Annotated in this window: 27 protein-coding genes and 1 tRNA gene; 11 read left to right on the top strand and 17 right to left on the bottom strand. The window is 67.1% G+C overall.

Annotation, left to right across the window (positions count from 1 at the left end):
- Window positions 1-47: 47 nt before the first annotated feature.
- From AC5Y36_RS03815 to AC5Y36_RS03825, 3 genes are all read right to left on the bottom strand, one after another.
- Window positions 48-1,517, bottom strand: a complete 1,470-nt coding sequence (locus AC5Y36_RS03815) for a DUF7159 family protein (protein WP_500039518.1) — start codon at window positions 1,515-1,517, stop codon at window positions 48-50.
- 102 nt (window positions 1,518-1,619) lie between these two features.
- Complete coding sequence (dcd, locus tag AC5Y36_RS03820) at window positions 1,620-2,192, bottom strand: dCTP deaminase (protein ID WP_500039519.1); 573 nt, start codon at window positions 2,190-2,192, stop codon at window positions 1,620-1,622.
- A 65-nt stretch (window positions 2,193-2,257) separates the two neighbouring features.
- The gene (locus tag AC5Y36_RS03825) at window positions 2,258-3,601 is read right to left on the bottom strand and encodes an ammonium transporter (RefSeq protein ID WP_500039520.1); all 1,344 of its coding nucleotides are present in this window, start codon (window positions 3,599-3,601) and stop codon (window positions 2,258-2,260) included.
- A 170-nt stretch (window positions 3,602-3,771) separates the two neighbouring features.
- Between AC5Y36_RS03825 and AC5Y36_RS03830 the strand changes: the two genes are divergently transcribed.
- Together AC5Y36_RS03830 and AC5Y36_RS03835 are read left to right on the top strand one after the other, a co-directional pair.
- A tRNA-Gly gene (locus AC5Y36_RS03830) sits at window positions 3,772-3,845 on the top strand.
- A 32-nt stretch (window positions 3,846-3,877) separates the two neighbouring features.
- Entirely contained in the window at window positions 3,878-4,765 is an 888-nt protein-coding gene (locus AC5Y36_RS03835; protein WP_500039521.1) for a hypothetical protein, read from the top strand.
- A gap of 93 nt (window positions 4,766-4,858) precedes the next feature.
- Here AC5Y36_RS03835 and AC5Y36_RS03840 read toward each other — a convergent pair whose 3' ends face one another.
- The 7 genes from AC5Y36_RS03840 to AC5Y36_RS03870 all read right to left on the bottom strand — a co-directional run bounded on the left by AC5Y36_RS03840 (window position 4,859) and on the right by AC5Y36_RS03870 (window position 11,882).
- Complete coding sequence (locus AC5Y36_RS03840) at window positions 4,859-5,650, bottom strand: glycoside hydrolase family 16 protein (protein WP_500039569.1); 792 nt, start codon at window positions 5,648-5,650, stop codon at window positions 4,859-4,861.
- Window positions 5,651-5,652: 2 nt separating this feature from the next.
- On the bottom strand, window positions 5,653-5,958 hold the full coding sequence (locus tag AC5Y36_RS03845; protein ID WP_500039522.1) for a DUF732 domain-containing protein: 306 nt from the start codon (window positions 5,956-5,958) through the stop codon (window positions 5,653-5,655).
- Between the two features lie 80 nt (window positions 5,959-6,038).
- Complete coding sequence (locus tag AC5Y36_RS03850) at window positions 6,039-6,710, bottom strand: VldE C-terminal domain-containing protein (RefSeq protein ID WP_500039523.1); 672 nt, start codon at window positions 6,708-6,710, stop codon at window positions 6,039-6,041.
- Between the two features lie 132 nt (window positions 6,711-6,842).
- Window positions 6,843-7,226 (bottom strand): Rv0313 family protein, encoded by a 384-nt coding sequence (locus AC5Y36_RS03855; RefSeq protein WP_500039524.1) that lies wholly within the window; start codon window positions 7,224-7,226, stop codon window positions 6,843-6,845.
- A gap of 64 nt (window positions 7,227-7,290) precedes the next feature.
- The gene (locus AC5Y36_RS03860) at window positions 7,291-9,090 is read right to left on the bottom strand and encodes an Hsp70 family protein (RefSeq protein WP_500039525.1); all 1,800 of its coding nucleotides are present in this window, start codon (window positions 9,088-9,090) and stop codon (window positions 7,291-7,293) included.
- Window positions 9,091-9,251: 161 nt separating this feature from the next.
- Window positions 9,252-10,631 (bottom strand): cytochrome P450, encoded by a 1,380-nt coding sequence (locus AC5Y36_RS03865; protein ID WP_500039526.1) that lies wholly within the window; start codon window positions 10,629-10,631, stop codon window positions 9,252-9,254.
- 21 nt (window positions 10,632-10,652) lie between these two features.
- Window positions 10,653-11,882 (bottom strand): hypothetical protein, encoded by a 1,230-nt coding sequence (locus tag AC5Y36_RS03870; RefSeq protein WP_500039527.1) that lies wholly within the window; start codon window positions 11,880-11,882, stop codon window positions 10,653-10,655.
- A gap of 38 nt (window positions 11,883-11,920) precedes the next feature.
- On the opposite strand from AC5Y36_RS03870, the gene AC5Y36_RS03875 reads away from it, so the two are divergent.
- Window positions 11,921-12,535: a TetR/AcrR family transcriptional regulator gene (locus AC5Y36_RS03875; RefSeq protein WP_500039528.1), complete on the top strand. Its 615-nt coding sequence runs from the start codon at window positions 11,921-11,923 to the stop codon at window positions 12,533-12,535.
- Here the strand turns inward: AC5Y36_RS03875 and wrbA are convergent.
- The gene (gene wrbA / locus AC5Y36_RS03880; protein WP_500039529.1) at window positions 12,498-13,106 is read right to left on the bottom strand and encodes an NAD(P)H:quinone oxidoreductase; all 609 of its coding nucleotides are present in this window, start codon (window positions 13,104-13,106) and stop codon (window positions 12,498-12,500) included. The genes AC5Y36_RS03875 and wrbA overlap by 38 nt on opposite strands.
- 53 nt (window positions 13,107-13,159) lie before the next feature.
- Between wrbA and AC5Y36_RS03885 the strand changes: the two genes are divergently transcribed.
- Window positions 13,160-13,654, top strand: a complete 495-nt coding sequence (locus tag AC5Y36_RS03885) for a nuclear transport factor 2 family protein (protein WP_500039570.1) — start codon at window positions 13,160-13,162, stop codon at window positions 13,652-13,654.
- A gap of 12 nt (window positions 13,655-13,666) precedes the next feature.
- Here AC5Y36_RS03885 and AC5Y36_RS03890 read toward each other — a convergent pair whose 3' ends face one another.
- Window positions 13,667-14,323 carry a L,D-transpeptidase family protein gene (locus AC5Y36_RS03890; RefSeq protein WP_500039530.1) on the bottom strand — a complete coding sequence of 219 codons (657 nt, stop codon included), beginning with the start codon at window positions 14,321-14,323 and terminating at the stop codon, window positions 13,667-13,669.
- Between the two features lie 165 nt (window positions 14,324-14,488).
- The gene (locus AC5Y36_RS03895; RefSeq protein ID WP_500039531.1) at window positions 14,489-14,731 is read right to left on the bottom strand and encodes a hypothetical protein; all 243 of its coding nucleotides are present in this window, start codon (window positions 14,729-14,731) and stop codon (window positions 14,489-14,491) included.
- A 198-nt stretch (window positions 14,732-14,929) separates the two neighbouring features.
- On the opposite strand from AC5Y36_RS03895, the gene AC5Y36_RS03900 reads away from it, so the two are divergent.
- The 3 genes from AC5Y36_RS03900 to AC5Y36_RS03910 are packed head-to-tail and all read left to right on the top strand — an operon-like array spanning window position 14,930 to window position 18,464.
- Window positions 14,930-15,403, top strand: coding sequence for a hypothetical protein (locus AC5Y36_RS03900; RefSeq protein ID WP_500039532.1), 474 nt, complete (start codon window positions 14,930-14,932; stop codon window positions 15,401-15,403).
- The gene (locus AC5Y36_RS03905; RefSeq protein WP_500039533.1) at window positions 15,400-17,568 is read left to right on the top strand and encodes a DUF5631 domain-containing protein; all 2,169 of its coding nucleotides are present in this window, start codon (window positions 15,400-15,402) and stop codon (window positions 17,566-17,568) included. Before AC5Y36_RS03900 ends, AC5Y36_RS03905 begins: the two co-directional genes overlap by 4 nt.
- Window positions 17,565-18,464 carry a hypothetical protein gene (locus AC5Y36_RS03910; protein ID WP_500039534.1) on the top strand — a complete coding sequence of 300 codons (900 nt, stop codon included), beginning with the start codon at window positions 17,565-17,567 and terminating at the stop codon, window positions 18,462-18,464. The genes AC5Y36_RS03905 and AC5Y36_RS03910 overlap by 4 nt, the downstream gene beginning before the upstream one ends.
- A gap of 89 nt (window positions 18,465-18,553) precedes the next feature.
- On the opposite strand, the gene AC5Y36_RS03915 is transcribed toward AC5Y36_RS03910, so the two are convergent.
- Together AC5Y36_RS03915 and AC5Y36_RS03920 are read right to left on the bottom strand one after the other, a co-directional pair.
- Window positions 18,554-19,192, bottom strand: coding sequence for a phosphatase PAP2 family protein (locus AC5Y36_RS03915; RefSeq protein WP_500039535.1), 639 nt, complete (start codon window positions 19,190-19,192; stop codon window positions 18,554-18,556).
- 24 nt (window positions 19,193-19,216) lie between these two features.
- A complete protein-coding gene (locus AC5Y36_RS03920) occupies window positions 19,217-19,543 on the bottom strand; it encodes a hypothetical protein (RefSeq protein WP_500039536.1) in 327 nt (108 codons plus the stop codon).
- A 98-nt stretch (window positions 19,544-19,641) separates the two neighbouring features.
- On the opposite strand from AC5Y36_RS03920, the gene bluB reads away from it, so the two are divergent.
- Window positions 19,642-20,313 carry a 5,6-dimethylbenzimidazole synthase gene (bluB, locus tag AC5Y36_RS03925; protein WP_500039537.1) on the top strand — a complete coding sequence of 224 codons (672 nt, stop codon included), beginning with the start codon at window positions 19,642-19,644 and terminating at the stop codon, window positions 20,311-20,313.
- Here bluB and AC5Y36_RS03930 read toward each other — a convergent pair.
- Window positions 20,299-20,538, bottom strand: coding sequence for a hypothetical protein (locus AC5Y36_RS03930; protein ID WP_500039538.1), 240 nt, complete (start codon window positions 20,536-20,538; stop codon window positions 20,299-20,301). The genes bluB and AC5Y36_RS03930 overlap by 15 nt on opposite strands.
- A gap of 222 nt (window positions 20,539-20,760) precedes the next feature.
- Here AC5Y36_RS03930 and AC5Y36_RS03935 point away from each other — a divergent pair, with 222 nt between their 5' ends.
- The 3 genes from AC5Y36_RS03935 to AC5Y36_RS03945 are packed head-to-tail and all read left to right on the top strand — an operon-like array spanning window position 20,761 to window position 23,825.
- A complete protein-coding gene (locus AC5Y36_RS03935) occupies window positions 20,761-22,131 on the top strand; it encodes a sulfatase family protein (protein WP_500039539.1) in 1,371 nt (456 codons plus the stop codon).
- A 9-nt stretch (window positions 22,132-22,140) separates the two neighbouring features.
- Entirely contained in the window at window positions 22,141-22,944 is an 804-nt protein-coding gene (gene stf0 / locus AC5Y36_RS03940; RefSeq protein ID WP_500039540.1) for a trehalose 2-sulfotransferase, read from the top strand.
- 2 nt (window positions 22,945-22,946) lie between these two features.
- Complete coding sequence (locus AC5Y36_RS03945) at window positions 22,947-23,825, top strand: amidohydrolase family protein (protein ID WP_500039571.1); 879 nt, start codon at window positions 22,947-22,949, stop codon at window positions 23,823-23,825.
- Here the strand turns inward: AC5Y36_RS03945 and AC5Y36_RS03950 are convergent.
- Window positions 23,822-25,282: an HNH endonuclease signature motif containing protein gene (locus tag AC5Y36_RS03950; protein WP_500039541.1), complete on the bottom strand. Its 1,461-nt coding sequence runs from the start codon at window positions 25,280-25,282 to the stop codon at window positions 23,822-23,824. The genes AC5Y36_RS03945 and AC5Y36_RS03950 overlap by 4 nt on opposite strands.
- Between the last annotated feature and the right edge of the window lie 45 nt (window positions 25,283-25,327).

Below are 25,327 nucleotides of genomic sequence, written 5' to 3' on the forward strand. Positions count from 1 at the left end.
GTGAACACTTAGATCAGCTTATCTACCTGTCCACTATATGCCAAGGTCTACAGCCCGGGAATCCCCGGAATTCCGGGAAGCCCCGGGATCCCGCCGCCGCCGCGACCGTGACCGCCGCCATGACCGCCACCGTGGCCGCCACCGTGGTCCCAGTCGCCGCCACCCCGCGGTGGCCCCCCGAACGGCGGGCCGCCCGGCAGCCCGGGGATCTCCAGTGGAGGCAGGATCGGCGGCAACGCCGGTGGTGGCGGCGGCAGCGCCGGAGGAGGTGCGGGTGCGGGCACCTGAACCGGTGCCGGCGCGCGCGGGACGGGCGCGGGCGCCTGCGGCACCGGTGCCGGCGCGGGTGCCTGCTGAGGGACCGGCGCGGGTGCCGGTTTCGGCGCGGGCAGCGGCGCCTTGGCCGGCGGCGCCTGCTGGGTCGGGACGACGACGTGTCCGGTGGCGTTGGGGCGTTCCGCGGCACTCGGGCGCATGGTGAACGCCAACACGAGGACCAGGGCCCCCACACCGACCACGAACAGCGTCGCCAACGCACTGCCGACCAGCATGAACGACTTGGGTTCCTGCTGGTGTACGCCGGTGCTGAAGTCCAGCAGGCGCGAGTCGGTCAACGACGGGTCGTCGAATGCCGCATCGGCCCCGGCGATCGGCAGGTAGCCGCTCTCGGGCCCGTCCGGCATCGCGCTGTAGGCCAGGGCGTCGGCGCCCTGGGTGCTCTCGTACTCCATCGGCACCGCCGAGACGTAGGCGTAGCCGTCGGCGACGGGATTGCGGGGCACCTCACCGGTGCCGGAGTCCTGCGCCCACGCCAGGCCCTGGGTGGACGACACGAACAGCGGCGCGTGCGCGCTGGCCAGCGCCGCACCGCGCGCCAACGCCATCTCGGGCTCCTCGGGCACGCTGACCGGCAACGAGGTCGCCGCGTCCAATGCCGACTTGATCATGCCCACATCCACGCCGGAGCCCACCACGAACACCCCGTCCGGGGGTGTCTCCATCCGGTCGGCGCCGGCCACCAATTCGGCCAGCTCGCCCACGGCAGCGTCGTCGTCACCGGACAGGGTGCGGCGCTGCACCTCGGCGACCGACCCGTCGGCGGTGTCGACCAAGGCCAGCGTGGCGGTGTCGGGTTCGACGAACAGCAGACCGGTGCGGCCGTAATGGGTCGCGTTACCGACGGCCTGGGCCAGCGCGGCGGCGGCCAGGAACGCCGAGACCAACATCACGTTCTCGACCTTGTGGGCGGCCAGTGCGTCGCGCAGCATCGCCGCCTGCACCTGGTCGCTGAAGGTGACTCCGGTCGACGCCACGTTGTAGCCGCCGTGGAAAGCGCTTTCCCGAGTGCCCAGAATCGCCGCGATCACCTGGTCGGGCGCATTAGCGACGGTGGGTTCGTCGGGTCTGGCCACGTCGAAACCGTCGTGGTCGACGGTGACCCCGTCGCCACTTTCACCCTCAACCAACACCATGCGCACAGTCGAGGGCGCCATCGACACCCCTAGAACGATGTCCACAACACCTCCTGGACAACTCACTTACCGACCGTCCCGCGCGGGCACCTACGACGAAGCTTCGTTGGTCATCGCTGTGCGCGCGTGCGGTCGCAATATCCCCAGCTAGCCGGACTTAATGAAGTTTTGATAGGAGCGAGACGGTGTCGGGCCTCGCTGACCCTGATATTTCGACCCTACCCGGCTACTGCCGTAAGGGTGGTCCGCTGGACTCGTCAACCGCAGAATGCACAGCTGACCGATCTTCATTCCCGGCCACAGCGTGATCGGCAGATTGGCGACGTTGGACAGCTCCAGGGTGATGTGGCCGCTGAACCCGGGGTCGATGAATCCGGCCGTCGAATGGGTCAGCAGACCCAGCCTGCCCAGCGACGACTTGCCTTCCAGCCGGCCGGCCAGGTCGTCGGGCAGCGTGCAGATCTCCAGCGTGGAGCCCAGCACGAACTCGCCCGGATGCAGGACGAACGGCTCCCCTTCGCGGGGTTCCACCATGGTGGTCAGCTCGTCCTGGCGCTGCGCGGGATCGATGTGGGTGTAGCGGGTGTTGTTGAACACCCGAAACAGGCTGTCGAGGCGCACGTCCACGCTGGACGGCTGCACCAGGGAATCGTCGAAGGGCTCGATGCCGAGTCGGCCAGCAGCGATTTCGGCCCGCAGGTCGCGATCGGAGAGCAGCACCCGACGAGCCTATCTGTTGCCCCGGCTGGCCGGGGCGCGCACCGTGACGCCCGTCACCCCGGGGGTCACACCAATTCGGTGACCGCGGGGACGATGTCCACCGGCCGGCCCAGTTCGGGGGCGGGGGCGCGTTCGGCGGGGTGGACCCGGTCGATGTGGTGCAGCAGCGGAATATGGCCGTGCACCAGACCGTGGTAGGCGGTTTCGGCGTGCTGAGTGACGTCGACGCCGGTGGCCTCGTCCTCGGCGCTGACCCGGAAACCCAGGGTGCGGTCGATCAGCTTGGCCAATACGTAGGACACGATGAATGCGTAGGCGCCGACCACCGACGCACCCAACAGTTGTTTGCCCAGCAGGACCGCACCGCCGTGATACAGCAGGCCATTCGGACCATCGGTCATCACCTCGGTGGCCAGGAACCCGATCAGCAGTACCCCGACGAGGCCGCCGACGAAGTGCACGCCGACCACATCCAGCGAGTCGTCGTATCCGAAGCGGAACTTCAACCCGATGGCGAAGGAGCAGACGACACCGGCCGCCAGGCCGACGACGACGGCGCCCAGGGTGTTGACCGTGCCGCACGACGGCGTGATGGCGACCAGACCCGACACCACCCCCGAGGCGGCACCGAAGGTGGTCGGCTTTCCGTCGCGGACCTGTTCGACGGTGAGCCAACCCAGCATGCCCAGGCAGCCGGCGACCAAGGTGTTCAGGAAGATCGCCGCGGCAGTTCCGTTGGCCGCCAACGCCGAACCGGCGTTGAAGCCGAACCAGCCGAACCACAGCAGCCCGGCGCCCAGCACCACGAACGGCAGGTTGTGCGGGTGCATCGCGTCAGACTTGAAGCCGATCCGGGGGCCGAGCACCAGGGCCAGCGCCAGCGCGGAGGCACCCGACACGATCTCGACGACCAGACCGCCGGCGTAGTCGAGCACTCCAAGGTGCTGCAGCCAGCCGCCGGGGCCCCACACCCAGTGCGCCACCACGGCGTAGACGGCGACCGCCCACAGCGGGACGAACAGCATCCAGGCCGAGAACTTGGCGCGGTCGGCGATGGCGCCGCTGACCAGCGCGGCGGTGATGATGGCGAAGCTGAGCTGGAAGGTCACGAACAGCAGTTCGGGTACCGCGCCGTGAGCGGAGTCGGGGTTGATCCCGGCCATCCCGACGTGCTCGAGGTTGCCGATCAGACCCTGGCCGGTGTCGTTGGAGAACGCCAGCGAATAGCCGGCGATCAGCCAGGCCACCGTGACCAGCGGGATCGCGACAAAGCTCATCATGATCATGTTCAGGACGCCGGTGGTGCGGACCATGCCCCCATAGAAGATCGCCAACCCCGGAGTCATGAGCAGAACCAAGCCGGTGGCAGCCAGTAGCCACGCGGTGGCGGCCGGATCGATAGCAGGCACTTCAGGCTCCTTTCAGGGTTGCTGAAGAGCATGACTGGCACGCGTTTCCGGTTGGCGGCGATCATGTTTCCGCTGAATTGCGCGGTGCGCACAGGTCCCGGGGGCGCTTCGAGAGGTTGCCTGGTGACCGGGCCGATCTACGCAGGGTGCTAGCCTTCGTGATCGACAGTGCCGATGTAGTTCAATGGCAGAACATCAGCTTCCCAAGCTGAACACGCGGGTTCGATTCCCGTCATCGGCTCCAGGATGCCGTCCATCCCAGCCACAATCACCGGTATGGGTCTTCTACCGAAGCCGCGCGCCACCCTGTCCGACGCCGACGTCGCCGACGCACTGAGCCGCGCGGTGGCGGTCATCAACCCACTGCTCAACCTGCTCGCGGAAGCCGATCCGATCGGGCTGCGCAAGCGCACCCACCGCCTGCTCAGGCCGCCCCGCGGACTCAGCGACCGGGTCCGCCGGCTGCGGCTGTGGCGTCGTCGCCGCCAGGCCGGCCGCACCCGCAGCACCGCCGACCGCGCCCTGAACGCCGGCGCCCAGCTGATGAACGCCGCCGACCTGCCCGGCACCGCCGCCTGGGACCGGATGAGCCGCGACGAGCGCGTCCACTGGTGGGTACACCGGGTCGGCGCACTGAGCACCTTGTTGGTGGCCTCGCCAGGGACGTTCGGTTGGCTGGCCCGGGTGGTGCCGGTGGGCGATCTGGCCGGATTCGTCAGCCAGGCCATCGTGTTGTGCGCCCTGGCCCGCGAGTACGGCGTCACCGATCAGCGTGAGCAGGTGCGGCTGCTCGCCGAGGTGCTGTGTCTGCGGCCGCTGCCCGACGACGTCGATGTGGCTTCCGCCCACGAGCCCGAACCGCTTCCTGAAACACCGCCGCCGGGCTGGAAGCCGCTGGAGGCCATCACGTCGTCGACGCCGGTGGTGGCCATCAGGACCGTCTGGCAACTGGCCGGCATCCTGCGGGCGACGTTCGACGAGGTGGCCAAGCGGCCACAGGCGACGAAGCTGTATCGGCGGCTGAGTGCGCTACCCGGGCTCGGCGGGATCGCCACCTACTTCGGCGAGCGCGACGCGCTGCTCCGATCGGCCCGCGCCGGAGCGGCCTGGCTCACCGATCACGCGCCACAGCCAGACCCGGGAAACACCTCAGCCGCCACCTGATAGCGCCCGCGATATCAACTTTCAGCGGGTCTATCCACTCCGGCCAGGTGCGGATGAGACGGATGAGACCACCGGGACCGGCCCCGGCCAACCTCACCAGACCCGGATCCAGTCCACCAGCATCTGCGCGGGGTACGTGCCCCCGGACGGGTCACCGCCGCCCGAACCGGCCACCGCGAGGTTGAGCACCGGATACACGGTGTAGCCGGGCTTGTTGAACGGCCAGTCCGTCAGGGAACCGGCCGCCACGGAGAAGTACGGCGCGGCCCCGTCGGTGTAGTCCTGCCAGAACCGGATGCCGCCGTCGTCCCACTGGCAACGCCAGGTATGCCAGGCGCTGTCCAACGCGATGTTGTGGGTCTGCCACGCGGAACCGTTGGCTTTCGCGTGCACGGTGGTGGCCGACGGCCAGCTGCCGTTGCCATACCACTCGACGATGTCGATCTCGCCCTGGTCGTCGTTGCCCAGCCAGAACGCCGGCCAGCACCCGGGGGTCAGACAGTCGAGTTTGATCCGGGCTTCCCAGGTATGACCGATCCCGCCCCGCCAGTTGCCCTGCAGCTTCCCGGCGTAGTAGGTCGGGCCGTCTTTGGCCGCGCGGATCACCAGATTGGATTTGCCGTCGACGAACACGTTCTGGCGGTCGTCGCGGTACTGGCCGACGTTTTCGGGGAGCTCCCAGAAGGTCGGGTCCTTCATCGTTTCCCGCGCCCGGGCCACCGCCCACTTCGACCGATCCGGGGCCGAGCCGGCGGGCCCGTCGAACTCGTCAACGAAGAGGTACTTGCCCGCGGGGTCGGCTTGCGCGTGCGGCAGCCGAACCGCACCGGCCAGCAGGCCAAGGCCCGCCGCGGTAATCAGGCTGCGCCGATTCAGGTGAGTCACATTCAGCCCGGGGCGTCCGGGCATTCGTTGTCCCGCAGAATGTCCAGGAACACCGGGGCCGGCAACGCGGGATACTCCGCGGCCACCTCGTCCGGCGGAACACCTTGGCGGAGCTTGCCGCACAACCGGTGGGCCTGCTTGAGCACGTAGGGTTCGGCGTCCTTGTGGATCCATACACCCTGGGCGCGCAACGCACCCAGATAGTTGAAATCATCGGCCTGCGCGACGCCGGCCCCGGTCAACAGCTGACCGGCCAGCGCGCCCGCGGCAGCAGTACCGACGATGATCCTGTTCCGGAGCATCCCCATGCCTTGTGTCCTTCCGCCCAGCGCCATTGTCGCCGTCGGGCCCTTCCCGTGGTGGCGAAACGGCCTCATCCGCGGCGCACTCAGCGGAGGTAGACCTCGCCGCCGGTCGGATACCCGCCGCCGGTGGTGGTGATGTGGACGTGGTCGTAGTGGCCGTAGCCGGATCCGTGCGGTCCGCTGGGCGTGTAATAGGTGCCGCGCCAGATGACGTCCTGCAGCGCGAAGCGTTCGGCGTTCTTCATCGCGAACGCGAGAATCTCATTGCCCAACGCGATCCCGGCAGCGCTGCCGGGGTTGGGAATCATCACGTCGAGGGCCAAACCGTTGGGATGCCACCGCAGCGCATCCGGACGTACTCCACCGATGCTCTGGATCTCGGGGAACGCCGCGCTGATGGCGCGCGAGGCGAGGATGGTCTTGACCTGCAGGCCCCGCTCAGGCGCCAGGCCCGCTGGCAGCGGCCGCGGAAGGGCTTCCGGGACGACAACCCGCCATCGCGACGCCGGCATCGCCATATCGGGATCCGGCCCGATCTGTCCAGCGGCAAAGGCCGACGAGAACCCGGCCGGTGTCGCGGTCACGATCTGCGCGCCCCGCGGTGCGGCGTCGCCAGCAACCGATGCGGCGGCTGGTTTGGCACCTGACGGACACGCGCTTCCGCCTACGGCAAAGAACACTGCGGCCGGAACGACGAGCGCAGCCATGACTACCGATGACTTATGCCGGTTCCTGGCAAAGATCTGCCTCCCCACAGCAGAACACTGTACGGCCAAACCAGCGAATTATCACAACTTCATAACGGTCGAGGTACGGATCCCGCACCCGAGCGGCCTGGGTCCCATCCCCGGCCCCGACCCCCGATTAGACGCGTTCGCGCAGGTCAGCTACGACGTCTCCGCGGAATCGTCGAGCACGCTGACCGCGATGCCATATGGCAGAAATCTCACCCGGCGGAGGGGGTCGGTATTGCGCTGATGGGCGCGTAGCGCATCCAGTTCGCTCGCGTAGACCTCCTCGACGCGGGCGCCGCCGGCGCCGTCCAGGCTGTAGATCGCCCACACTCCGTCGCCGGCCTCACCGGCGGTGGAGGGGCCGCTGCGGGGCCTGCGCGCGAACTCCTCGAACACCGCTCCCCAGCCCGACCGTTCACCGGGAGCCGCCACGAAACGGCCGATCCAGTCCACCGCGTCGCGCAGCCCCTCGCTGGCATCGCGGATCATGCGGTCAAAATCCTCGGGCTCGAATCCGAACGACCTGTCCTCACCCATTGCGCGCCTCCCTGAAGGTCCACTCACTCCAGTGTGCGCCTCACCCACGGCTGGCGTAGCGGCCTCACGGGAACAGGCCGGGCGCGCCACCTCTGGGCGCGTACGGGTTCTGTGGCGGCGCCTGGTTCTGCGGCACCTGAACCGGGATCGGGACCGGCACGAACGGCAGCGTCAGGTAGTCCGTTGTCATCGGCACCTGGGTGCTGGTGGTCGTGGTGGTCATCGGCGGCGCCGACGTCGTTGTTGTCGTGGTCGGTGTCGGCGACGGTGTCGTGGTTGTGGTGGTGGACGTCGGCGACGGTCTGGTGGTCGTGGTGGCCTGCACCGGCGGGGCCACGGTCGTCACCACCGGGGACGGGGGTGGCGGCGGCGGAGGCTCCGGGCTGCTGTTGATGTTGGGCACCTCGCTCGGCGCCTCGCTCGGCGGTGGCTGGACGGGGGCCGCCGAGAGCGCCTTGGAGGGCGCCGACGGTGGGGCGAGGTTGCTGGTGACGGGCTGTTCGACCGGGGCCTCGGTGTCGGTGGCACTGGTGAGTCGGTATCCGACGCCGCCGACCGCCACCATCGCCGCCAGCGCGCCGACGCCCAAGACCAGCCGGGGCAGCCCCGAGCGTCGCCGTCGGTCCGGAAGCCGCGACGGAACCTGGTACGGCGCCGCAGGTTTGAGGTCGATGCTGCCGGTATAAGACTCTCCGTCGTAGGCGACAGGCTCGTCGCCGAACCGGACTTCCTCTTGCGACCAGGCCAGTTCCGGTTCGGCCAGCGATGTCGGCCCGAACCCGTCCATTCCCCCGCCCCCACCCGGGTATCCCGTCATTCCCGCGCCGGAGCCCACGGCGACCGCCACGGCGGTGCGCGCCTGAGCGTCTTCGGTGGCCAGCGCGGTGCGGGTGGTCGCGTCTTCGTCGGCCATGCACTCCACCAGCTGAGCCGCCCCCAGCGCCATATCGAATGCCGGGTGCGCAGACACCAGTACCGGCACCCGTCGTCCCTCAAACAGCCGCCTGGTGATCAACGGAATGCTGGCGCCGCCACCGGCGAGCGCCACGGCGGCAAGCTGACTCCAGCGAATCATGTTGCGTTCCAACATGTCGTCCATCGCGGACAACAAGCCGGCGAGAGACTCCTCGATCAACGCCTCGAACTCGGCGCGGGTGACGCGGACGCTGAGCTGCGATCCGCGCAGATCAGCCACCAGGTCGGCCGCCTGCTGCACGGAAAGCAATTCTTTGGCGCGGGTTGATTCCGTCCGCAGTTCGGCCAGTTGGGCTACCGCCGCGGTCATACCCGCGTCGGCGCCACCGTTGTGCCCGATGCTGTCCAGCACGTGGGCCAGCAGGGCATCATCGAGTCGATCACCGGAAAACGCACGGTAGCGCAATGTTTCGTCGACGGGTCGAAATGCTCGTCCGGCATCGGCCAACGTGATGCTGGTGCCGCTGCTGCCGAAGTCCATCAAGGCCACCACACCGCTGTCCGGCAACGAATTTTCGGTGCTCAGACCTGCAAGTGCTGCGCGGGCATCCGACACCAGTCGCACCGGCCCGCCCAGTGTCGAGAGCCCGGCATGAGTGTCCAGCGCATCTCGGAAGGTTCGTTGTGTCGCGGAATCCCAATGCGCAGGAACGGCGATCGTGAGTTTCATCGAAGCCGCGTCTGCCCCGGCCACCCCGATCATGGCGTCGATGGCCTGGACCAGCAGCTGCGCGGCATCATGCGTTGAACCGTCTGAGGACACCAGCGGGCCTGAAACACCGACCCTCTCAACGAAGCCGCTGATCGTCTGGCCTGAGTCGTCGGCGGCCGGCGCACCGAGAACCGGTGCGCCATGGTCGAACAACGTCAGAACGGACTGCCGCGTCACGGGCGGTCCACCCGCTGGCGCAGCAACGAATTTGGAGGTCCCGATTGACAACCCCCACAGGTCGTTCATAAAACCCTTACCTTGCATCGACATTGGCTTGGGACGTGTGCCACGCTAGCCCGTCGAGCTGGCCCTCCAAAATCCGTGAGCCCGGGTTGAAATCAGGTTGTTACCTTTAAGTGACCGTGTCGAGCCCGCGGTGCGCCTTGACAAGTGACGGTCGCTATGACCGGCTTACGCGGATGTACCGTGACATCCGCGCGGGCACGTATCGAGGTGCCCGGCTGCAGATCGAGCCGGGCCAGCTGGGTGATCGTCGCCAACGCCAGCGTCGACTCGAGTTGGGCTAACCCGGCACCCACGCAGATTCGCCGGCCGCCGCCGAACGGTAGGAAGGCGTAGCGCGGCCGGTCCTCCGCGTCATCCAGGAACCGGCGCGGGTCGAATCCCTCCGGATTGGGCCAGAATTCCGGGTTGCGGTGCAGCAGGTACGGGGAGATGGCCACCGTGTCACCAGCGGCAACATCCACGCCGGCGACGTTGTCGGCGACCACCGCGTCGCGTTCGATGGTCCATGCGGGCGGGTAGAGCCGCATGGTTTCCGACACCACCGCCCGCGTCCACGCCAGGGTGTCGGCGTCGGCCGCGGTCGCGTGTCGACCACCCAGCACCTCGGCGACCTCCGCGGCCAGCCGGTCCCGGACCGCCGGGTACCGGGACAGCAGCGTCAACGCCCACGTCAGCGTGTTGGCGGTGGTTTCGTGCCCGGCCAGCACCAACGTCATCACTTCGTCGCGAATCTCGTCGCGACTCAACGGACTCTGCTGGTCGTCGGCGACCAGCAGCAGATCCAGCAGGTCGCTGGGGTCTTGGTGTGGCGCGGCGATGCGCGCGTCGATGATCCGGGTGACCAGGGATTCCAGCGTCGTCGAGGCCGTACCTACGCCGGGAAGGACGCGGGTGGCCACCGCGCGGGTGCGCTGCGGTGAGCCGAGGTCGGGCAGCAGCGATACGGCGATGGCGGCGCCCTGCAACCTGCTGACCGCGCGCCCCACCTGCTCGGCTTCCCCGGCCAGGTCGGCACCGAACAGCACGCGGCCGATCACGTCCATCGCCAGTGTCCGCATCTCGGCGCCGATGTCGATAGCGCCGCCCCGCGTCCACCGCGCGGCCCGCTCATGCGTGGCCGCCACGATCGCCGGGCCGAAGGATTGCACGTGGCGGTGGTTGAACACCGGCTGGACCAGGCGCCGGTGGCGTTGCCAGGTGTCCCCTTCGCTGGTCAGCAGGCCGTCGCCGAGGAAGGCTTTCAGCGGGCGGTAGGTGAATGCCTTGACGTAGCGATCTTGGTGGGCCACCAGGACGTGTTCGGCATGCTCGGGGCGGCTGAAGAGGAAGAAGGTGTGCTTGGGCGTGAGCGGGATGCGCACCGCGTCGCCGTAGTCACGGCGCAGTGTTGCGTAACCGGCCAGCGGGTCGCGCAGCATGTGTCCCCAGTACCGCAGCGACCGGAACCCGATGGGTCCTGGTGGGACGCCCATCTGGCCAGCATACGCACCGACTCAGACCACGGTCAGTGGTAAAGACGGCCGTTTCTGGAATTCGAACGTCGAGCCGCGACTGACCTTGGCGACCTGCACCTCAGGTAGTTCGGTTGCCGCATCGTCGGATTCGGCGAGGCTGAGCGTCCAGTCGGTCGCCGTGCCGGTCACCTGGACCCGAAGGCGGGGGTCGACGGCGGTCGCGATCGCCTGCAGCGGCTGGATGGAATCCGGGGAGCACAGTGCGATCCAGGCGGCGTCGTCGTGGCCTGGTGAGTGATGCACCGCCAGCCGGCTCGCGTCGATGTCGGCACGCACATATCCTGCCGGGTTGAGCAGCGGATGCAGTTCGAAAACCTTGAGCGCCCCTGGGATTCCGCCGGGGAGCGTGAGCGCGCGGTGGATGCGTTCGGCCCCGAGCCCGGCCAGTCCGGTCAGCTGACGGGTACTGACATCGACGGCGACCGCGGCGTCGTCTTTGGCTCGTGCCCGCACCGCGATCGCAAACGACAGATACAGCAGGTGCATCTGCAGGCAGACCTCATCGGCCATCCGCACCAGCGCCGCATGGGAGAAGTCGTGAAAGTCCAGGTCGGCCAGCAGCGGCCCCGAGTAGTCGGCCAAACCCTCGCCCGAAGCGTCGATGGCATCGAGTTCCCATTGGGCGGCCCGGGTTTGGCGGACCATGTCCAGCGCCGGGATCTCCTGGGCCGGCGGGTAGGACTCGTCGATGATGACGGTCCACGCGCAGTGCGGTTGGCGGTCGGCGGGTTGGCGCGGCGGGCGGTGGATGGGCCGGCACTGCGCCCGCGGATTGGTTGCCACCGCGGTGGCGTCGAAGGTGGGGTCTTCGATGGTGTGACACATGCCGAACACGTAGTCGTCGCCCATCGGCTCGACATCGAGTAGCGCACCGCAGGACGCCAGCTCGAATTGACCGTGCCACCGGTCGTGGACGGTGTAGCGGAAGTCCATGAACTGCGGCGGGGCGCCGATATCAAGTTGCAGACCCTTGAAGATGGTCGGCACGTCGTTGCCCACGTAGTTCAGGGCGCGCTGCATGCGTTGGGTGTAGATCGGGCTGGCACCGGCCCACTCCTCGATGGCGATCTGCAACATCTCCTCGCGGCCGAAGGAGGAGATGCACCAAGCCATGCCGGAACGGTCGATCATGTGCCCGATCAGCAGCAGCTCGGGGACCAACACGGCTAGCTCGTCGCGCGACAACGCCGCGTACCGGGATGTGCTCACGCACCAAAAATAGAGTCGACTATGTTATAAAGTCAACAATGTCTGTTGTTGCTGGTGCCAGCCCCACGCGGCGAACCTCCGCGCCGCGCAAGCGTGGGGACGACACCCGGGCCAAGATCATCGAGGAGACGGTTCGCTGTATCGCCGAGGAAGGCTTCGCCGCGGCGACCGCCAAACACGTCGCCGAGCGCGCCGGCGTCACCTGGGGTGTGATCCAGTACCACTTCGGCGATCGCAACGGTCTGCTGATGGCCGTGGTCGACGACGGCGTCGACAAGCTGGTGTCGAGCCTGTCCGCGATCGATGTCGGCGAGGCGCCGTTGTCGCAGCGCATCGAGACCGTCGTCGACACCGCCTGGCGCTGCTACTCCAGTCCCACGTCGATGGCGGCGTTCGAGATCCTGCGGGCCACCCGTTGGGGCGAGAACTCGCGGCGACACCTGCTGGAGATGAATGCCGCGATCGGCCGGCTCGGCGGCCTAATCTCCGAGGATCCCGCGAATTCCGGTGTGGCCGACGTGATCTGGGCGGCGCTGCGCGGGGTGGTCCTCGCCGAGCTGATCGTCGGGGTGCCGGTGGACTGGTCGTTGGAGCGTCGCACGCTGATCGCTATGGTCACCCATTACCTGCAGCGACGCGACCCGCAACGGTGACGACGCGCTGCGCCAGGTGATCCAGCGCCGCCGCGGTGGCGTCGTTGATCGGTGTCTTGTTTTCCGGTCCGGTGATGTGGCCGACGCCGTAGGGGTTGCCGTCGTTGAACTTGACCGGATCGGTGTAGCCGGGCGGCACCAGGATTCCGCCGAAGTGCATCAGCGTGATGTAGAGGCTCAGCAGCGTGGACTCCTGGCCGCCGTGTGCGGTCTGCGAGGAGGTGAAGCCCGCGTACACCTTGTCGGCCAGCTTGCCCTGCGCCCACAGTCCGCCCAGCGAGTCGACGAAGGCACGCAGCTGCGACGACACCGACCCGAACCGGGTGGGTGAACCGAAGATGACCGCGTCCGCCCACACGATGTCGTCACCGGTTGCTACCGGACGATCCTTGGTCGCCTCGTAATTCGCTGTCCACGCCGGGTTGCTGGCGAACGACGCCGGATCGCGGGTTTCGGCAACGTGACGCAGCCGCACCTCTGCTCCCGCGGCTTCGCCGGCGGCGGCGACCCGCTGCGCCATGGCGGTGTTGTGTCCGGTGGCCGAGTAGTAGATGACGGAGAGTTTGGTCATGCAGCCCTGTCTACACCGCAGCGATGAAGTCCGCGTTCCATTCGATTCTCGCGGTGTGTTGCAATGACGGGATGAGCTCCCCGGACGCCGCCGCCGACATCGCCGCCATCAAGCAGGTCAAGTACCGCTACCTGCGCGCGCTGGACACCAAACATTGGGACGACTTCGCCGACACGCTGACCGAGGACGTGATCGGCGATTACGGTTCCTCGCCCGGCGGCGCCAAGCTGTCGTTCACCAACCGCGCCAACCTGGTGGACTACATGCGTTCGTCGTTGGGGCCGAGCATCGTCACCGAGCACCGGGTCGATCATCCGGAGATCAGCGTGAACGGCGACGAAGCGTCGGTCACCTGGTATCTGCAGGATCGGGTCATCGTCGCCGAAGCCAACTTCATGCTGATCGGTGCCGCGTTCTACCACGACCGGTACCGGCGCACCGCCGACGGCTGGCGGATCTGCCAGACCGGCTATGACCGGACCTACGAGGCGACGATGTCGTTGGAGGCGATCGGCTTCAAGCTCACGACCGGCAAAGCGATGGCCTGATCGGCGTCCGCTTTACTGCGCAATCGCGATCAGCGCACCCGGCTGCAGCCACTGGATGATCTTGACCAGGGTTGCGTCGTCGATGGCCACGCAGCCCGCGGTCGGCCCGCCGTCGGTGGTGTGGAAGAAGAACGCGGCGCCGTCGCCGGGGGTGCGGTTGGGGTTGACGCCCATCACCACCGAGTGCTTGTACTGCGGGATCTCCAGGTTCTCGCTGGCGGCGGTACTGAACGGGCACTGCGACTTCTGGCAGACCTGCATGGTGTTGAACGTGGGGCTTTGGTCGTCACCGTTCCACCAGTGGTTGGACCCGACCTGGACGTACTTGAGCCCACCGCCCGGGTTGGGTGCGGTGCCGAAGACGAACGGCAACGTGAAGATTCCCATCGGAGTGGCCGGATAGCCGCTCTTGGCTTTCGGCGCCATGCCGGCCGACCCGACGTGGGTCTTGATTCCCGCGGCGACCGGTTGCCAGCCCGTCGCCCCGCGTTGGTAGACATCCATCTTGGCGTCCGAACCACCCACGCCCACAACGGAAACCACTTGGGTGGCGTTGCCAACCGAGTTCGCGAACCACGGATTGACCGCGGCCGCGGCCAGCGGGGCCAATGCCAGCGGCACGGCGACAGCACACACCGTCGCGCACAGCACACCCAGCAGTCGGCGCATCGTTTCATGATCAAGGCGGTCACACTGAGGGTCAAGTCAAGGTTTAGACACGTTTGGGTTACTGCCGGTGACTCTCGCTCTTGTCCCCCCGGTTTCGCCGTGGGATCGCGGTCAGGGTCGCGCTTCCCGACGGATCACGACCATAGGCGCGATCACAACGACGCGTCAGCCGTTGGTGGAGTGTTCCAATTCGCTGGCCGGCACCACCTGCTTGAGGAAGCCGCGCAGCGACAGGTATTCGTCGAGGTGTTCGCGATGGTCGTCGCAGGCCAGCCAGACCTTGCGTCGTTCGGGGGTGTGAATCTTCGGGTTGTTCCACAGCAAGCCCCAACTCGCCTGTGCGCGGCAGCCCTTGCTTGAGCAGACGAGCTCGGCGACGGGGTCTGGGGTGGGGGCCGAATCAGTCATGGTCGTTTGAGTCTACGGAAGGTGAATACCGGATTCTGCGATCGGCGATACGATCGACGAATGCCGGATACGCCCCCTTCGGGGCTTCCGCCCGCAGCCTCGTCGACAGGACCGACTCCCACAGCCGGCCCCTCCGAACTTTCGCCCTTCCCCGCGGCGTCCATCCCGCTGGGGTCACCTCGGCCCCAGCGCGGGCCCATGCTCACCGCGCTGGCATCGCTTGTTGTTGCACTCGTCGCGGTCGGAATCGCCGTCGCGGCATGGCTGCGTCCGGTGCCGGAGAGTCACCCGGCGCAGGAACCCGAGCCGACGTACACCGATCAGCAGATCGCGGACGCGAAGGCGCACGTGTGCGAGGCGTACAAGCTTGTCAAGAATGAGGTTGCGCTAAACACACACCAACCAGCACCGCCAGACAATGACACCAGCACTCCGATTGCGCTAGCCGCAAACGCGCGGCTAGCGATCTACGCTGCCGGAGATTACCTTCTACATCGTCTTGGAGAGGAACCAGCCACCCCAGACGATTTAGCTAGCTCAGTCCAGTCGCTCGGAATCTCTTACCTAGACGCCGGGATCCACGCTCTCAATAACGAGTCCGACTCAGATCTCGCCGCAATGCGCCGTGCCGTCGATATGAATATCACAGCAGTCGATGGACTCTGCAAATGAAGGGCCCGCTACCTGATGATTGGACCGAACTCCTTGTCGGCCACGTCATGCCCGCCGATTCGAACCTTGCTCTCCTGAACGCTGCATCGGCTCACTTCGCGAAGATTGCAACCGGGTTCCGAGGCTACGGAGAACAACTACATTGGGCGTGGTCCGATTTCCTGGCCGACCAAGAGGGCAAGACTGCCGATGCTGGCAGCACCGCGTTCCAACAAGGTGAGCAGCTCGCCCGTGAGACCGCCGAGAAGTACGAAGTCATACAGGGATCCAACAAGTCCGCACATAGTTCAGCCACTGAACTGCGCTCACAGCTGCTGACCATCGCGGAAGCTGGAAAATCCAGAATCAGGGAGATCCAACAGTCTAAGGACCCTCTACCCATCAAAATCGGCAAGATCACAGAGGTGGTGGTCGATTGTCAGACACAAGCAAACGCCAAAGCGGGTGCGTGCGCTGGTGATATGCTCACCGAAATTCAGCGCATCCTGGATAAGCAGGGTAACCAGGTGTCCGCCCGACAGTTCGTCCGCGACAATGGTTTCGATACCACCCGCATGTTCGGATCACCGAACGCCGACGCGATTCGGAATCAGGTACAGACGACGCTGCACGCCTTCGACGCACCTGGAAGCACCGAACCGCTGGGCAATCCAGTGCCTCCTCCAAACGCACCGGCCCCATCGCTTGAGAACACACCAGCGACAAATGTCGGGGTGGGAAGCACCCAGATGTCATCTTCCGGACCGGGAGCCCAATCGCCTGCAGCAAGTACACCAACGAATATCGGTCAGGGCGCCACTCAATTGCCATCCGGTGCGCCTGGCCGACCTCCAGCCGTTTCACCTCCGGCAGTATTACCGTCCACCTGGGCCCCCAACGCCAGCCCGTCACCAGTTTCGACGACAGCAATGGCTCCATCAGCGGGCGTCGCCCTGGGAGGACTCCCGTTGACCAGCACCCCTCCCTCACCACCAGCCCCAACCAGCCTGGCGCAAAGCTTCAGCCAGGGCTTCCAAACCGGCGCGCCGATCGGCTCCGCGATACCGCCTCTCACCACAGCAGCACCGACGTTCGCGGACCCGCCGACCCCCATGACACCTCCAGTGGCACAGACATTCCCGTCTAGCGCACACGCCCCGGCCCTTGATATGCCGTCGCATACACCCGCGGTAGCACCGGCGGCTGTGCCGGCCCAGCCTGCCGAGGCCGGCACCACCTACCTCGCGGGCCCGCCACCCCCTCCGATGCCGATAACCAGCACCGCCGCCCCTGTGGGTCCACTGCCGTCCTACGGGTCGGATATCCGACCCGCGGCCGCAACCGCAGCGGCGGCCCCCACCGCACCGGCCGGACCAGCACCGGCCGCGGCGTCATCGGCGCCGGCCAACACGCCGGGCGGCAACATCAATCAACCCGCGGTCGTACGCCAGCACCCCACCGCTCCCCCGACACCGTCGACGACACCGGCATCGATCAGTGCGCAGGCTGTCGCGACCACCACCGCCGGTGCGGGCGCGGGGCACTCCTCCACACAGGCGACCGCGCGCGCCCGGCTACAAAGCCTCGTCTACGCGGTCGCCCGCCAGGAACCGCGGCTGGGGTGGGCTGTCGGCGACCGCACAGACCAAACCACGCTGCTAGTAACCGATTTGGCGTCCGGCTGGATTCCGCCAGACATCGACCTGCCGACTGGCGTCCGGCTTCTCAAGCCACAACAGCGCCGCGGCGACATGGAAGCACTACTCGGCGAAGTCACAACAACCGCCATCTACACCCCCGGCCAGCACCTGCCCACCGCACCTGAACCCGTCCCGACGTCGTCGCGAGCCCGACATGGTCTGATCGTGGACGAACTGGGCTGGGAGCTCAGCCAAGCCACCAAATGGCGCGACGGGCTCCCCCGACTGGCACACACCCTCGCCAACGCGGCAGCGCGCGCTACCGGCGTTTTGCCATCTGAAATCGACCTGCTGCGAGAGCATCTCGACTCGATCCGCGTCCAGGTACTCGCCTCCTATCCCGACCACGACGATTGCGTGGCGATCCAGAACTGGCAACTCCTCGCGACGATCGAAGCGCTGGCACTCGAGGATCGCGACCAAGCCTGCTACCACTTCGCCTGGTTTCAGGCGCTGGATCGGGCGACAGTCGGAGGACACCGATGAGCACCGGCGATGAACTCCACTTTGATCCACCGGCGTGGTCCAGTGCGGGTGCACAAAACGGCCCGGCGCCGGTCATCGCCCCGGCCCAGGTCGCGACCGTCCGCTCGGCGATCGACCAACTACTGGCCGCTCTGGGTATTGCCTCCAACAGCGGAATCCCCGGCGACAACCTCGACGCGCAGCTGGGGCAAGCCGAGCGGGAAGCTGGAATCACCGACGCGCAGGCGAATTTCCCCGCCAACGATCAACAATCCGCGCAGCTGCTGCAGTCGCTGCCACAGCTGTTGGCCGGGGCCGCCGCGGCATTCGGCGGGGCTCTGACCGGAGCGCTGCAGCCCTTCGCGCAGCTGGCTCAGCAGGGCGCGCAGGCCGCGCAACAGGGCTTGCAGGCCGGGCTCAGCGCCGCCCAACAGGCCGGCAGCGAGGAGCTCTCCTCTGACGATCTGGACGGACTACCCGACGATGTCGGCGACACCCTCACCGGTTGGGACGAGGGTGCAGAAGAATCCGGCGGCGCAGGAGGTTTCGGCGAGACGGCACCGGCGTCACTGCTCGGTCCGCCGCCTACTCCATCGGCGGCTACTTACCCCGCATCAGCACCAGCCGTCCCGCCGCTGCCGCCGAGTGGGACACCGCAGTCGGCAATGTCACGCGCGCCGATGGGCGCCATGCCGATGATGCCACCGGGCGCGATGCCCGCTGGCGGCACCGGCGCGGAGTCCAAACCGGACACCAAACGCATCATGGCCCCGTCGGTGCGCAACGGCGCCCCGGTCCAGGGCCGGATCAGCGCGCCGCCGCCCAGCCCGGTGGTGACCAAACATGTGCAAGGCAAACCGGTTGCCACTCGTCGCATCCTGGTTCCCGAGCCGCAGCCGGATGACGCCGAACGCTGACCGCCGTAGTTGGTTACCCGACTGAAACTGCCCTCCCAGCGGCGCAACCCCCCGGAAATCGGGGTGGAATGTCAGCCTGGTGGGCACTTTCAGTCACCGTCCCCGCTAGGAACCGCCACCGGCCGCACCAATCGCAGGCACAACACGTAGTACAGGTAGCCCAGCGCCCAGCCGGCCAGCACGTCGGAGGGATGGTGCACATTCAACGCGACGCGCCCGATCCCGACCGCGATCACGACCACCGCACCCGCCAGCAGTGCGGGCATGCGCACGGACGCGCTCAGCATCGGCAGCAGGACCGTCAGCAAGGCCAGCACCCCGACCATCACCGCCAGCGCATGCCCGGAGGGAAACGACCATGCGGGTTCGGCCACCAGCGCTGTCATCGGCCGCGGACGCTCGGCCAGCCCCTTGGCCACTCGGGTCACCACCTCGCACATCTCGACGCTGACCAACAGGAACAGCGCCGAGCGCACCTGGCGCCGGACCACGGCGATCACGATGAGCACCATGCCCTCCAGACGAAAGGCAGCCGGCCCGAAGAGTGAACACACCGCCTGCCAGAACGACACCCAGCCCTGGTGTTTCACCCCGACGTCGTGGGCAGCGTTAAGCGCGGAGTAGTCGACGTCGTGCAGCCAGCCCCAGTCCTGCCGCCACCCCACCCACATCGCGGCGTAGACCAATGCCGCCAGCAGAGCCGTCCACCGTGTCGTACGCGCCACCATGGGTCAATGACTATCACGGCGGGCCTACGACGCCGGCGTGCTTCTCCCCCGGGCCGGCGGCCATCCATGCAGATCAGGCCAGGGCGGTCGGCGCAGCACCGCAATGGAGGCAAGCACCGCCGACACCAGCCCGGTCAGCACCCCGATCAGCGCGAGCCGGTCACCGTCCACCGCGGGCACCCATTTCGCCTGGTCACCTCGGACGACGAATACCCCGACCGGGGATGCCACAGCGCCGCGCACCCGGGCAACGGGTATCACGGTGGCCCCACTCGCCGTCTCGACGGGCTGGCCATAGACCCGCCCGACGACCGTGGCCGGGCTCGGCTCGAGCCTCTGCGGAAACTCCACGACACGGCTCCTTTCGTCGCCGACATCGACCGTAGCGCGCAACACGCCATAACGGGCCACGACAGCATCGACGTCGGCGCATTTGGGAACATGGCCGTGTGCCCGATCACGCGTTCAGCCCCGAGGAGCGACGGGCGGTGTACCGGGCGATCGCCGAACGTCGCGACATGCGCCGATTCCTCCCAGGCAGCACGGTCAGCGACGACGTCCTGGCCCGGCTGTTACAGGCCGCGCACGCCGCACCCAGTGTGGGGTTGATGCAGCCGTGGCGGTTCATCCGCATCACCGACGCCGCGCTGCGCGCCGACATCCACGCCCTCGTCGATGAGGAGCGGCAGCTGACCGCCCAGGCGCTGGGCGCCCGCGAGCAGGAATTCCTGGCGTTGAAGGTCGAGGGCATCCGGGAGTGCGCGGAGCTGTTGGTGGTGGCGCTGCGCGAGGGCCGCCAGGTGCACGTCTTCGGCCGCCGGACCCTGCCGCAGATGGACCTGGCGTCGGTGTCCTGCGCGATCCAGAACCTGTGGCTCGCCGCCCGCGCCGAGGGGCTGGGCATGGGCTGGGTATCACTGTTCGATCCGCATCGCCTGGCCCAGCTCCTGAACATGCCCGCGGACGCCGAACCGGTGGCGATCCTGTGTCTGGGCCCGGTGCCGGACTTCCCCGACCGGCCCGCATTGGAACTGGACAACTGGGCCTTTGCCCGGCCGCTGACTGAGTTCGTCGCGCAGAACGGCTGGGAGGCCGAGCCCGACGGCTTAGGTCCGCGCTAGCGCTACCTCACCGAGGTGCGGGCTGCCGGCCGCCACACCGCGCGGCGCCTGAACCAGCACGTCCACCGAAACCCACGCCGTCGGCGAGAAGTGGGTGGTATGGGCGGCGCGCTGGGGATGGTGTTGGGTGGGCACCACACTCAGCACACCGTTGTCGGCGATGGTGAACTCGCCATCGACGGTCACCGAATCTCCGCTCGCCATGCGGATTGAGAACCACGACACCGGCACCACTCCTCACCTCTGCGGGCTTTCAACGAAGGCTACGAGGACCCGCACGTTACCGCCGATCGCTGCTTGGGATACGACGCTCGGGTGGCGACCTCGATACCCGCGGTAACCTGCCGCTTCGTCGTCCCGCGGGTTGGTATGTGGAGATAAAAATCAGGAGTACAGATACTCTCGACCGGCGGAGCGATGTCCAGCGAAGCTAGGAGGACGGTCCTTGTGACCACACATGACCGCGACAATGTGCTGCTGGTGCACTGGCACGATCTGGGTCGCTATCTCGGCGCCTACGGCCACCCCGACGTGCACAGCCCGCGGCTGGATGCGCTGGCCGCCGAGGGGATCGTGTTCACCCGCGCCCACGCGACCGCGCCGTTGTGCTCGCCGTCGCGAGGCTCGCTGTTCACCGGCCGCTACCCGCACAGCAACGGGCTGGTCGGGCTGGCCCACCACGGCTGGGAGTACCGGCCCGGCGTGCGCACGCTGCCGCACATCCTTACCGAATCCGGCTGGTACTGCGCACTGTTCGGGATGCAACACGAGTCGTCGTTCCCGGCCCGGCTGGGCTTCGACGAGTTCGACGTCTCCAATTCGTATTGCGAGTACGTGGTGGATCGCAGTCAGGCGTGGCTGCGCGAGCACGCCAATGACCCGCACCCGTTCCTGTTGACGGCCGGGTTCTTCGAGACGCACCGGCCCTATCCCGCCGATCGCTACCAGCCCGCGGATTGCGCCAGCGTCGACGTGCCCGCATACCTGCCCGACACCGCGGGTGTGCGTCAGGATCTCGCCGATTTCTACGGGTCGATCACCACGGCCGACGCCGCCGTCGGTGAGCTGCTGGACACCCTGACCGAGGCCGGATTGGACGCCAGCACCTGGGTGGTGTTTCTCACCGATCACGGGCCGGCGTTCCCGCGGGCCAAATCCACGCTGTACGACGCCGGTACCGGTATTGCGATGATCATCCGGCCGCCCACCCGACGCAGTATTGCACCTCGGGTATACGACGACCTGTTCAGCGGCGTGGACCTGTTGCCGACGCTACTGGGATGCGTCGGCATCGACATTCCGGCCGATGTGGAAGGTGTGTCGCACGCCGATCAGCTTTTACATCAAGATGATTGCAACCAGCCCGTCCGCGACGAGGTGTACACCGCCAAGACCTATCACGATTCGTTCGACCCGATTCGCGCGATCCGCACCAAGGACTACAGCTACATTGAAAACTACGCGCGCCGACCACTGCTGGATCTGCCGTGGGATATCGAGGAGAGTCCGTCGGGACAAGCGGTGGCACCCTCGATCACGGTACCGCGCCCGCAGCGTGAGCTCTACGACCTGCGTGCCGACCCCGACGAGTCGAACAACTTGCTGGAGGGGCCGGCTGCCGACGACGAAATCGCGACAATTGCCGACGATCTCGCGGTCCGGCTGAATGATTGGCGTCAGCGAACCGGGGATGTCATTCCCTCCGAGTTCGCCGGGACCAGAATCTCCGACCGCTACACCCAGACCTATCTGGAGATCCACCACAAGGTGCCGACCAGTCGGTCGGCCATCGCCGCGGACCGTGGTATCGAGGATTAGGCTGCGCCGATGTCCTACACCCCGTCGGCGTATCTCGTGCTGGCCAGCCAACGCAGCGGCAGCACCCTGCTGGTGGAATCGTTGCGCGCCACCGGATGTGCCGGTGAGCCGCAGGAGTTCTTCCAGTATCTACCGACCACCGGGATGGCGCCGCAGCCGCGGGAGTGGTTCAACACCGTGGGCGACGACACGATCCTGCGCCTGCTGGATCCGCTGCAGCCCGGTGAGCCGGACACCGCCAGCCCAATCGCGTGGCGCGAGCACATCCGCAGTTCCGGACGCACCCCGAACGGGGTGTGGGGCGGCAAGCTGATGTGGAATCAAACGGCGCTGCTGCAGCGGCGGGCAGCAGGATTGCCGGACCGCTCGGGGTCAACGCTGCGTTCGGCGATCCGCGACGTGATCGGCAGTGAGCCGGTGTACATCCACGTGCATCGCCCCGACGTGGTATCGCAGGCGGTGTCGTTTTGGCGGGCGGTACAGACCCAAGTGTGGCGGGGTCGACCGGACCCGGAACGCGATTCGCAAGCCGTCTACCACGCCGGGGCCATCGCCCACGTGATATCGAACTTGCGCGATCAGGAACGAGGCTGGCGAGACTGGTTCGCCGAAGAGGACATCTTCCCCATCGATATCGCGTATCCGGTGTTGTGGCGCAACCTGACCGCGATCGTGGGCGAGGTGCTCGAGTCGTTGGGCCTGGATCCCGCGCTGGCGCCCGCCCCGGCACTGGAGCGCCAGGCTGACCAGCGCTCCGATGAGTGGGTGGACCGCTATCGGGCCCAGGCCGAACGCGACGGGTTGCCACTGTGACGATGGGCGATGAGGCTGAGTCCATCCGCCAGATCTGGTCCGGGTTGGGCCTTCCGGGCTTGGTCGATGTGCACACCCATTTCATGCCGAAATCGGTCATGGACAAGGTGTGGAAGTACTTTGACGCTCAGGGCCCGCTGATCGGGCGGCCGTGGCCGATCCAGTATCGCAGCGAGGAACGCAGCCGGATCGAGATGCTGCGCGACTTCGGGGTGCGAGCGTTCACCTCGCTGGTGTACCCACACAAGCCACAGATGGCAGCCTGGTTGAATCAGTGGTCCACCGAATTCGCCCGCACCACACCGGATTGTCTGGCGACGGCCACCTTCTACCCAGAGCCGGACGCGCACGACTACGTCGCGGCGTCGATCCGCGACGGTGCCCGCGTCTTCAAGGTGCACATCCAGGTAGGCAGATTCGACGTGAATGATCCCCTGCTGGACCAGGTCTGGGGGTCGATCGAAGACGCCGGCATCCCCGTCGTCATCCACTGCGGCTCCGGTCCGGTGCCCGGTGAGCACACCGGACCCGATCCGGTCCGTCAGTTGCTGGTCCGGCATCCCCGGTTGGCATTGATCATCGCGCATATGGGCATGCCCGAATACGCGGCGTTTCTGGACATCTGCGAGACGCATGCCGAGGTGCGGCTGGACACCACCATGGCGTTCACGCCGTTCACCGAGGAGACCATGCCGTATCCGCCGGAGGAACAGCACCGGCTGCGGGAGCTGGGCGACCGCATCCTGTTCGGCAGCGACTTCCCGAACATTCCCTACGGCTATCGCGACGCGCTCACCGCGATCACCGAACTGCCCGGCGTCGACGACGACTGGCTACGTGGCGTACTGCACGACAACGCGGCGCGGCTGTTTCGGCTTTAGAAGGGCGGCGGGTCGTCGTTGCCGGTGCCGTGTGGTGGTGCGGGCCCGGTGGTGACGGTGGCTTTGCGGTGTTCGCGGATGAGGCGGTTGAGGCGGCGTTCGGTGGAGATGTAGTTGGCGCGGTTTTGGGCGCGGGTGCGACGGCGTCGGGGCATGTTGGCCAGGCGGTCGCGACGTGTGATGGTGCAGCGGTGGTGGTGGACCTCGCCAGTAGGTGTCATCAGCGCTGGGAACAGCAGCGCGCTGCCCGGGGTGGTGACGTAGAGATGCCCGGTCGGCGCGGTCCAGATGACGGTTCCGTCGGGCAGTTGGCGGTCGTCCCATCCCAGGAAGGTTTTGATCAAATGATGGCGGCGACATAGACATTTCAGGTTCGACGCATGCGTGGGGCCGCCCTGCTCGAAGGGGATCGTGTGATCGATGTCGCACTGGGTGGCCGGTTCGTCACAGCCCGGCCACCGACACGTCAGGTCACGGCACCGTACGAAATCCGCCAACGCTTTCGAGGGGAAACGACCGGGTTCGGGCGCGGCGTCGGCGGGCACTATTAGCGGACAGAGTTTGGCCGTCTCGGCCAGTTCGGCAAGCAGTTCGGCGGGTATCAGGGCGTCCGAGCCGATCAGCGCCCCCGGGTTCGTGGAATCACCGGTCAGGCTGGCTTGTTCGGCGATCAGGTGAAGGACCACCGGCCCCGGCGCAGGCTTGGCGCCAGCCGGGCAATCCGAACGCCCGCAGCGACACGACAGCCGCTCGGCCCCGACCGCCAGTGCGCCCATCGCGTCGGCGCGGCGCTCGTTGCGGGTGCGCGGGTCATCGGGGCACACCGTGGACGCCAGCGCCTCCAGCCGCGCATCGAGGGCCTGCCCATCGGTGGTGACCAGCCGGCCGAACACTTCAGCTAGCCCGTTACCCGAATCCCAGATCGTCAGCTCTCGATTCGCCTGGGTTTCGCGGCGGCGACGCACGGCGTCACGGTCCCGGCGGGCCACGATGCGATCGATGCAGCCATTGAGCCGGCTGCGCGTCATCGACGGCCAGCGCGCCACTTTGGCTGCCAACTCGGCGTCCACGACGGACATGACGTCGGGGTCGTTGATCAAGTCGGTGCGATACACGATCGACTGGAACACCAGGTAGCCGATGTCGCCGGCCAACAAAAGCTCGCCGACCTTCGGCAGCCGGGTCCGCATCGCACGCGCGTAATGCAGGTAGCTCGACGCCAATGCCTCACTGATCGACAAAGCCGCAGCTACCTCCGCCGAGACCGCCACATAGGTGTCCACCGACCACCATTCACGCTCGGCGATCTGTTCGTGCTCACGCATCCGCAACACGTCGAGCTCGCTGACCGCGGCCAGTCGCGCGCCAGCAGCCTGGTTCTCGGCGCGCGCGGCCTCACAAATCCGGTCCACCGCCGCAGCTGTGTCCGGAGTCGCTTTCCAGAGCCGCTCGAACATAGCATCAGTATAGAACAAATGTTCGAATGTCGCAGCCTGGCGAGA

This window comes from Mycobacterium sp. NGS50, from assembly GCF_059812545.1.

Excerpts from the sequence above, each read along its gene's own strand:
- AC5Y36_RS03945 (WP_500039571.1), top strand. The coding sequence starts at position 22,947 with ATGGGCGATGAGGCTGAGTCCATCCGCCAGATCTGGTCCGGGTTGGGC.
- AC5Y36_RS03845 (WP_500039522.1), bottom strand. The coding sequence starts at position 5,958 with ATGGGGATGCTCCGGAACAGGATCATCGTCGGTACTGCTGCCGCGGGC.
- AC5Y36_RS03835 (WP_500039521.1), top strand. The coding sequence starts at position 3,878 with ATGGGTCTTCTACCGAAGCCGCGCGCCACCCTGTCCGACGCCGACGTC.
- AC5Y36_RS03895 (WP_500039531.1), bottom strand. The coding sequence starts at position 14,731 with ATGACTGATTCGGCCCCCACCCCAGACCCCGTCGCCGAGCTCGTCTGC.
- AC5Y36_RS03910 (WP_500039534.1), top strand. The coding sequence starts at position 17,565 with ATGAGCACCGGCGATGAACTCCACTTTGATCCACCGGCGTGGTCCAGT.
- AC5Y36_RS03865 (WP_500039526.1), bottom strand. The coding sequence starts at position 10,631 with ATGGGCGTCCCACCAGGACCCATCGGGTTCCGGTCGCTGCGGTACTGG.
- wrbA (WP_500039529.1), bottom strand. The coding sequence starts at position 13,106 with ATGACCAAACTCTCCGTCATCTACTACTCGGCCACCGGACACAACACC.
- AC5Y36_RS03875 (WP_500039528.1), top strand. The coding sequence starts at position 11,921 with ATGTCTGTTGTTGCTGGTGCCAGCCCCACGCGGCGAACCTCCGCGCCG.
- AC5Y36_RS03905 (WP_500039533.1), top strand. The coding sequence starts at position 15,400 with ATGAAGGGCCCGCTACCTGATGATTGGACCGAACTCCTTGTCGGCCAC.
- AC5Y36_RS03900 (WP_500039532.1), top strand. The coding sequence starts at position 14,930 with ATGCTCACCGCGCTGGCATCGCTTGTTGTTGCACTCGTCGCGGTCGGA.
- AC5Y36_RS03855 (WP_500039524.1), bottom strand. The coding sequence starts at position 7,226 with ATGGGTGAGGACAGGTCGTTCGGATTCGAGCCCGAGGATTTTGACCGC.
- AC5Y36_RS03890 (WP_500039530.1), bottom strand. The coding sequence starts at position 14,323 with ATGCGCCGACTGCTGGGTGTGCTGTGCGCGACGGTGTGTGCTGTCGCC.
- AC5Y36_RS03915 (WP_500039535.1), bottom strand. The coding sequence starts at position 19,192 with ATGGTGGCGCGTACGACACGGTGGACGGCTCTGCTGGCGGCATTGGTC.
- stf0 (WP_500039540.1), top strand. The coding sequence starts at position 22,141 with ATGTCCTACACCCCGTCGGCGTATCTCGTGCTGGCCAGCCAACGCAGC.
- AC5Y36_RS03950 (WP_500039541.1), bottom strand. The coding sequence starts at position 25,282 with ATGTTCGAGCGGCTCTGGAAAGCGACTCCGGACACAGCTGCGGCGGTG.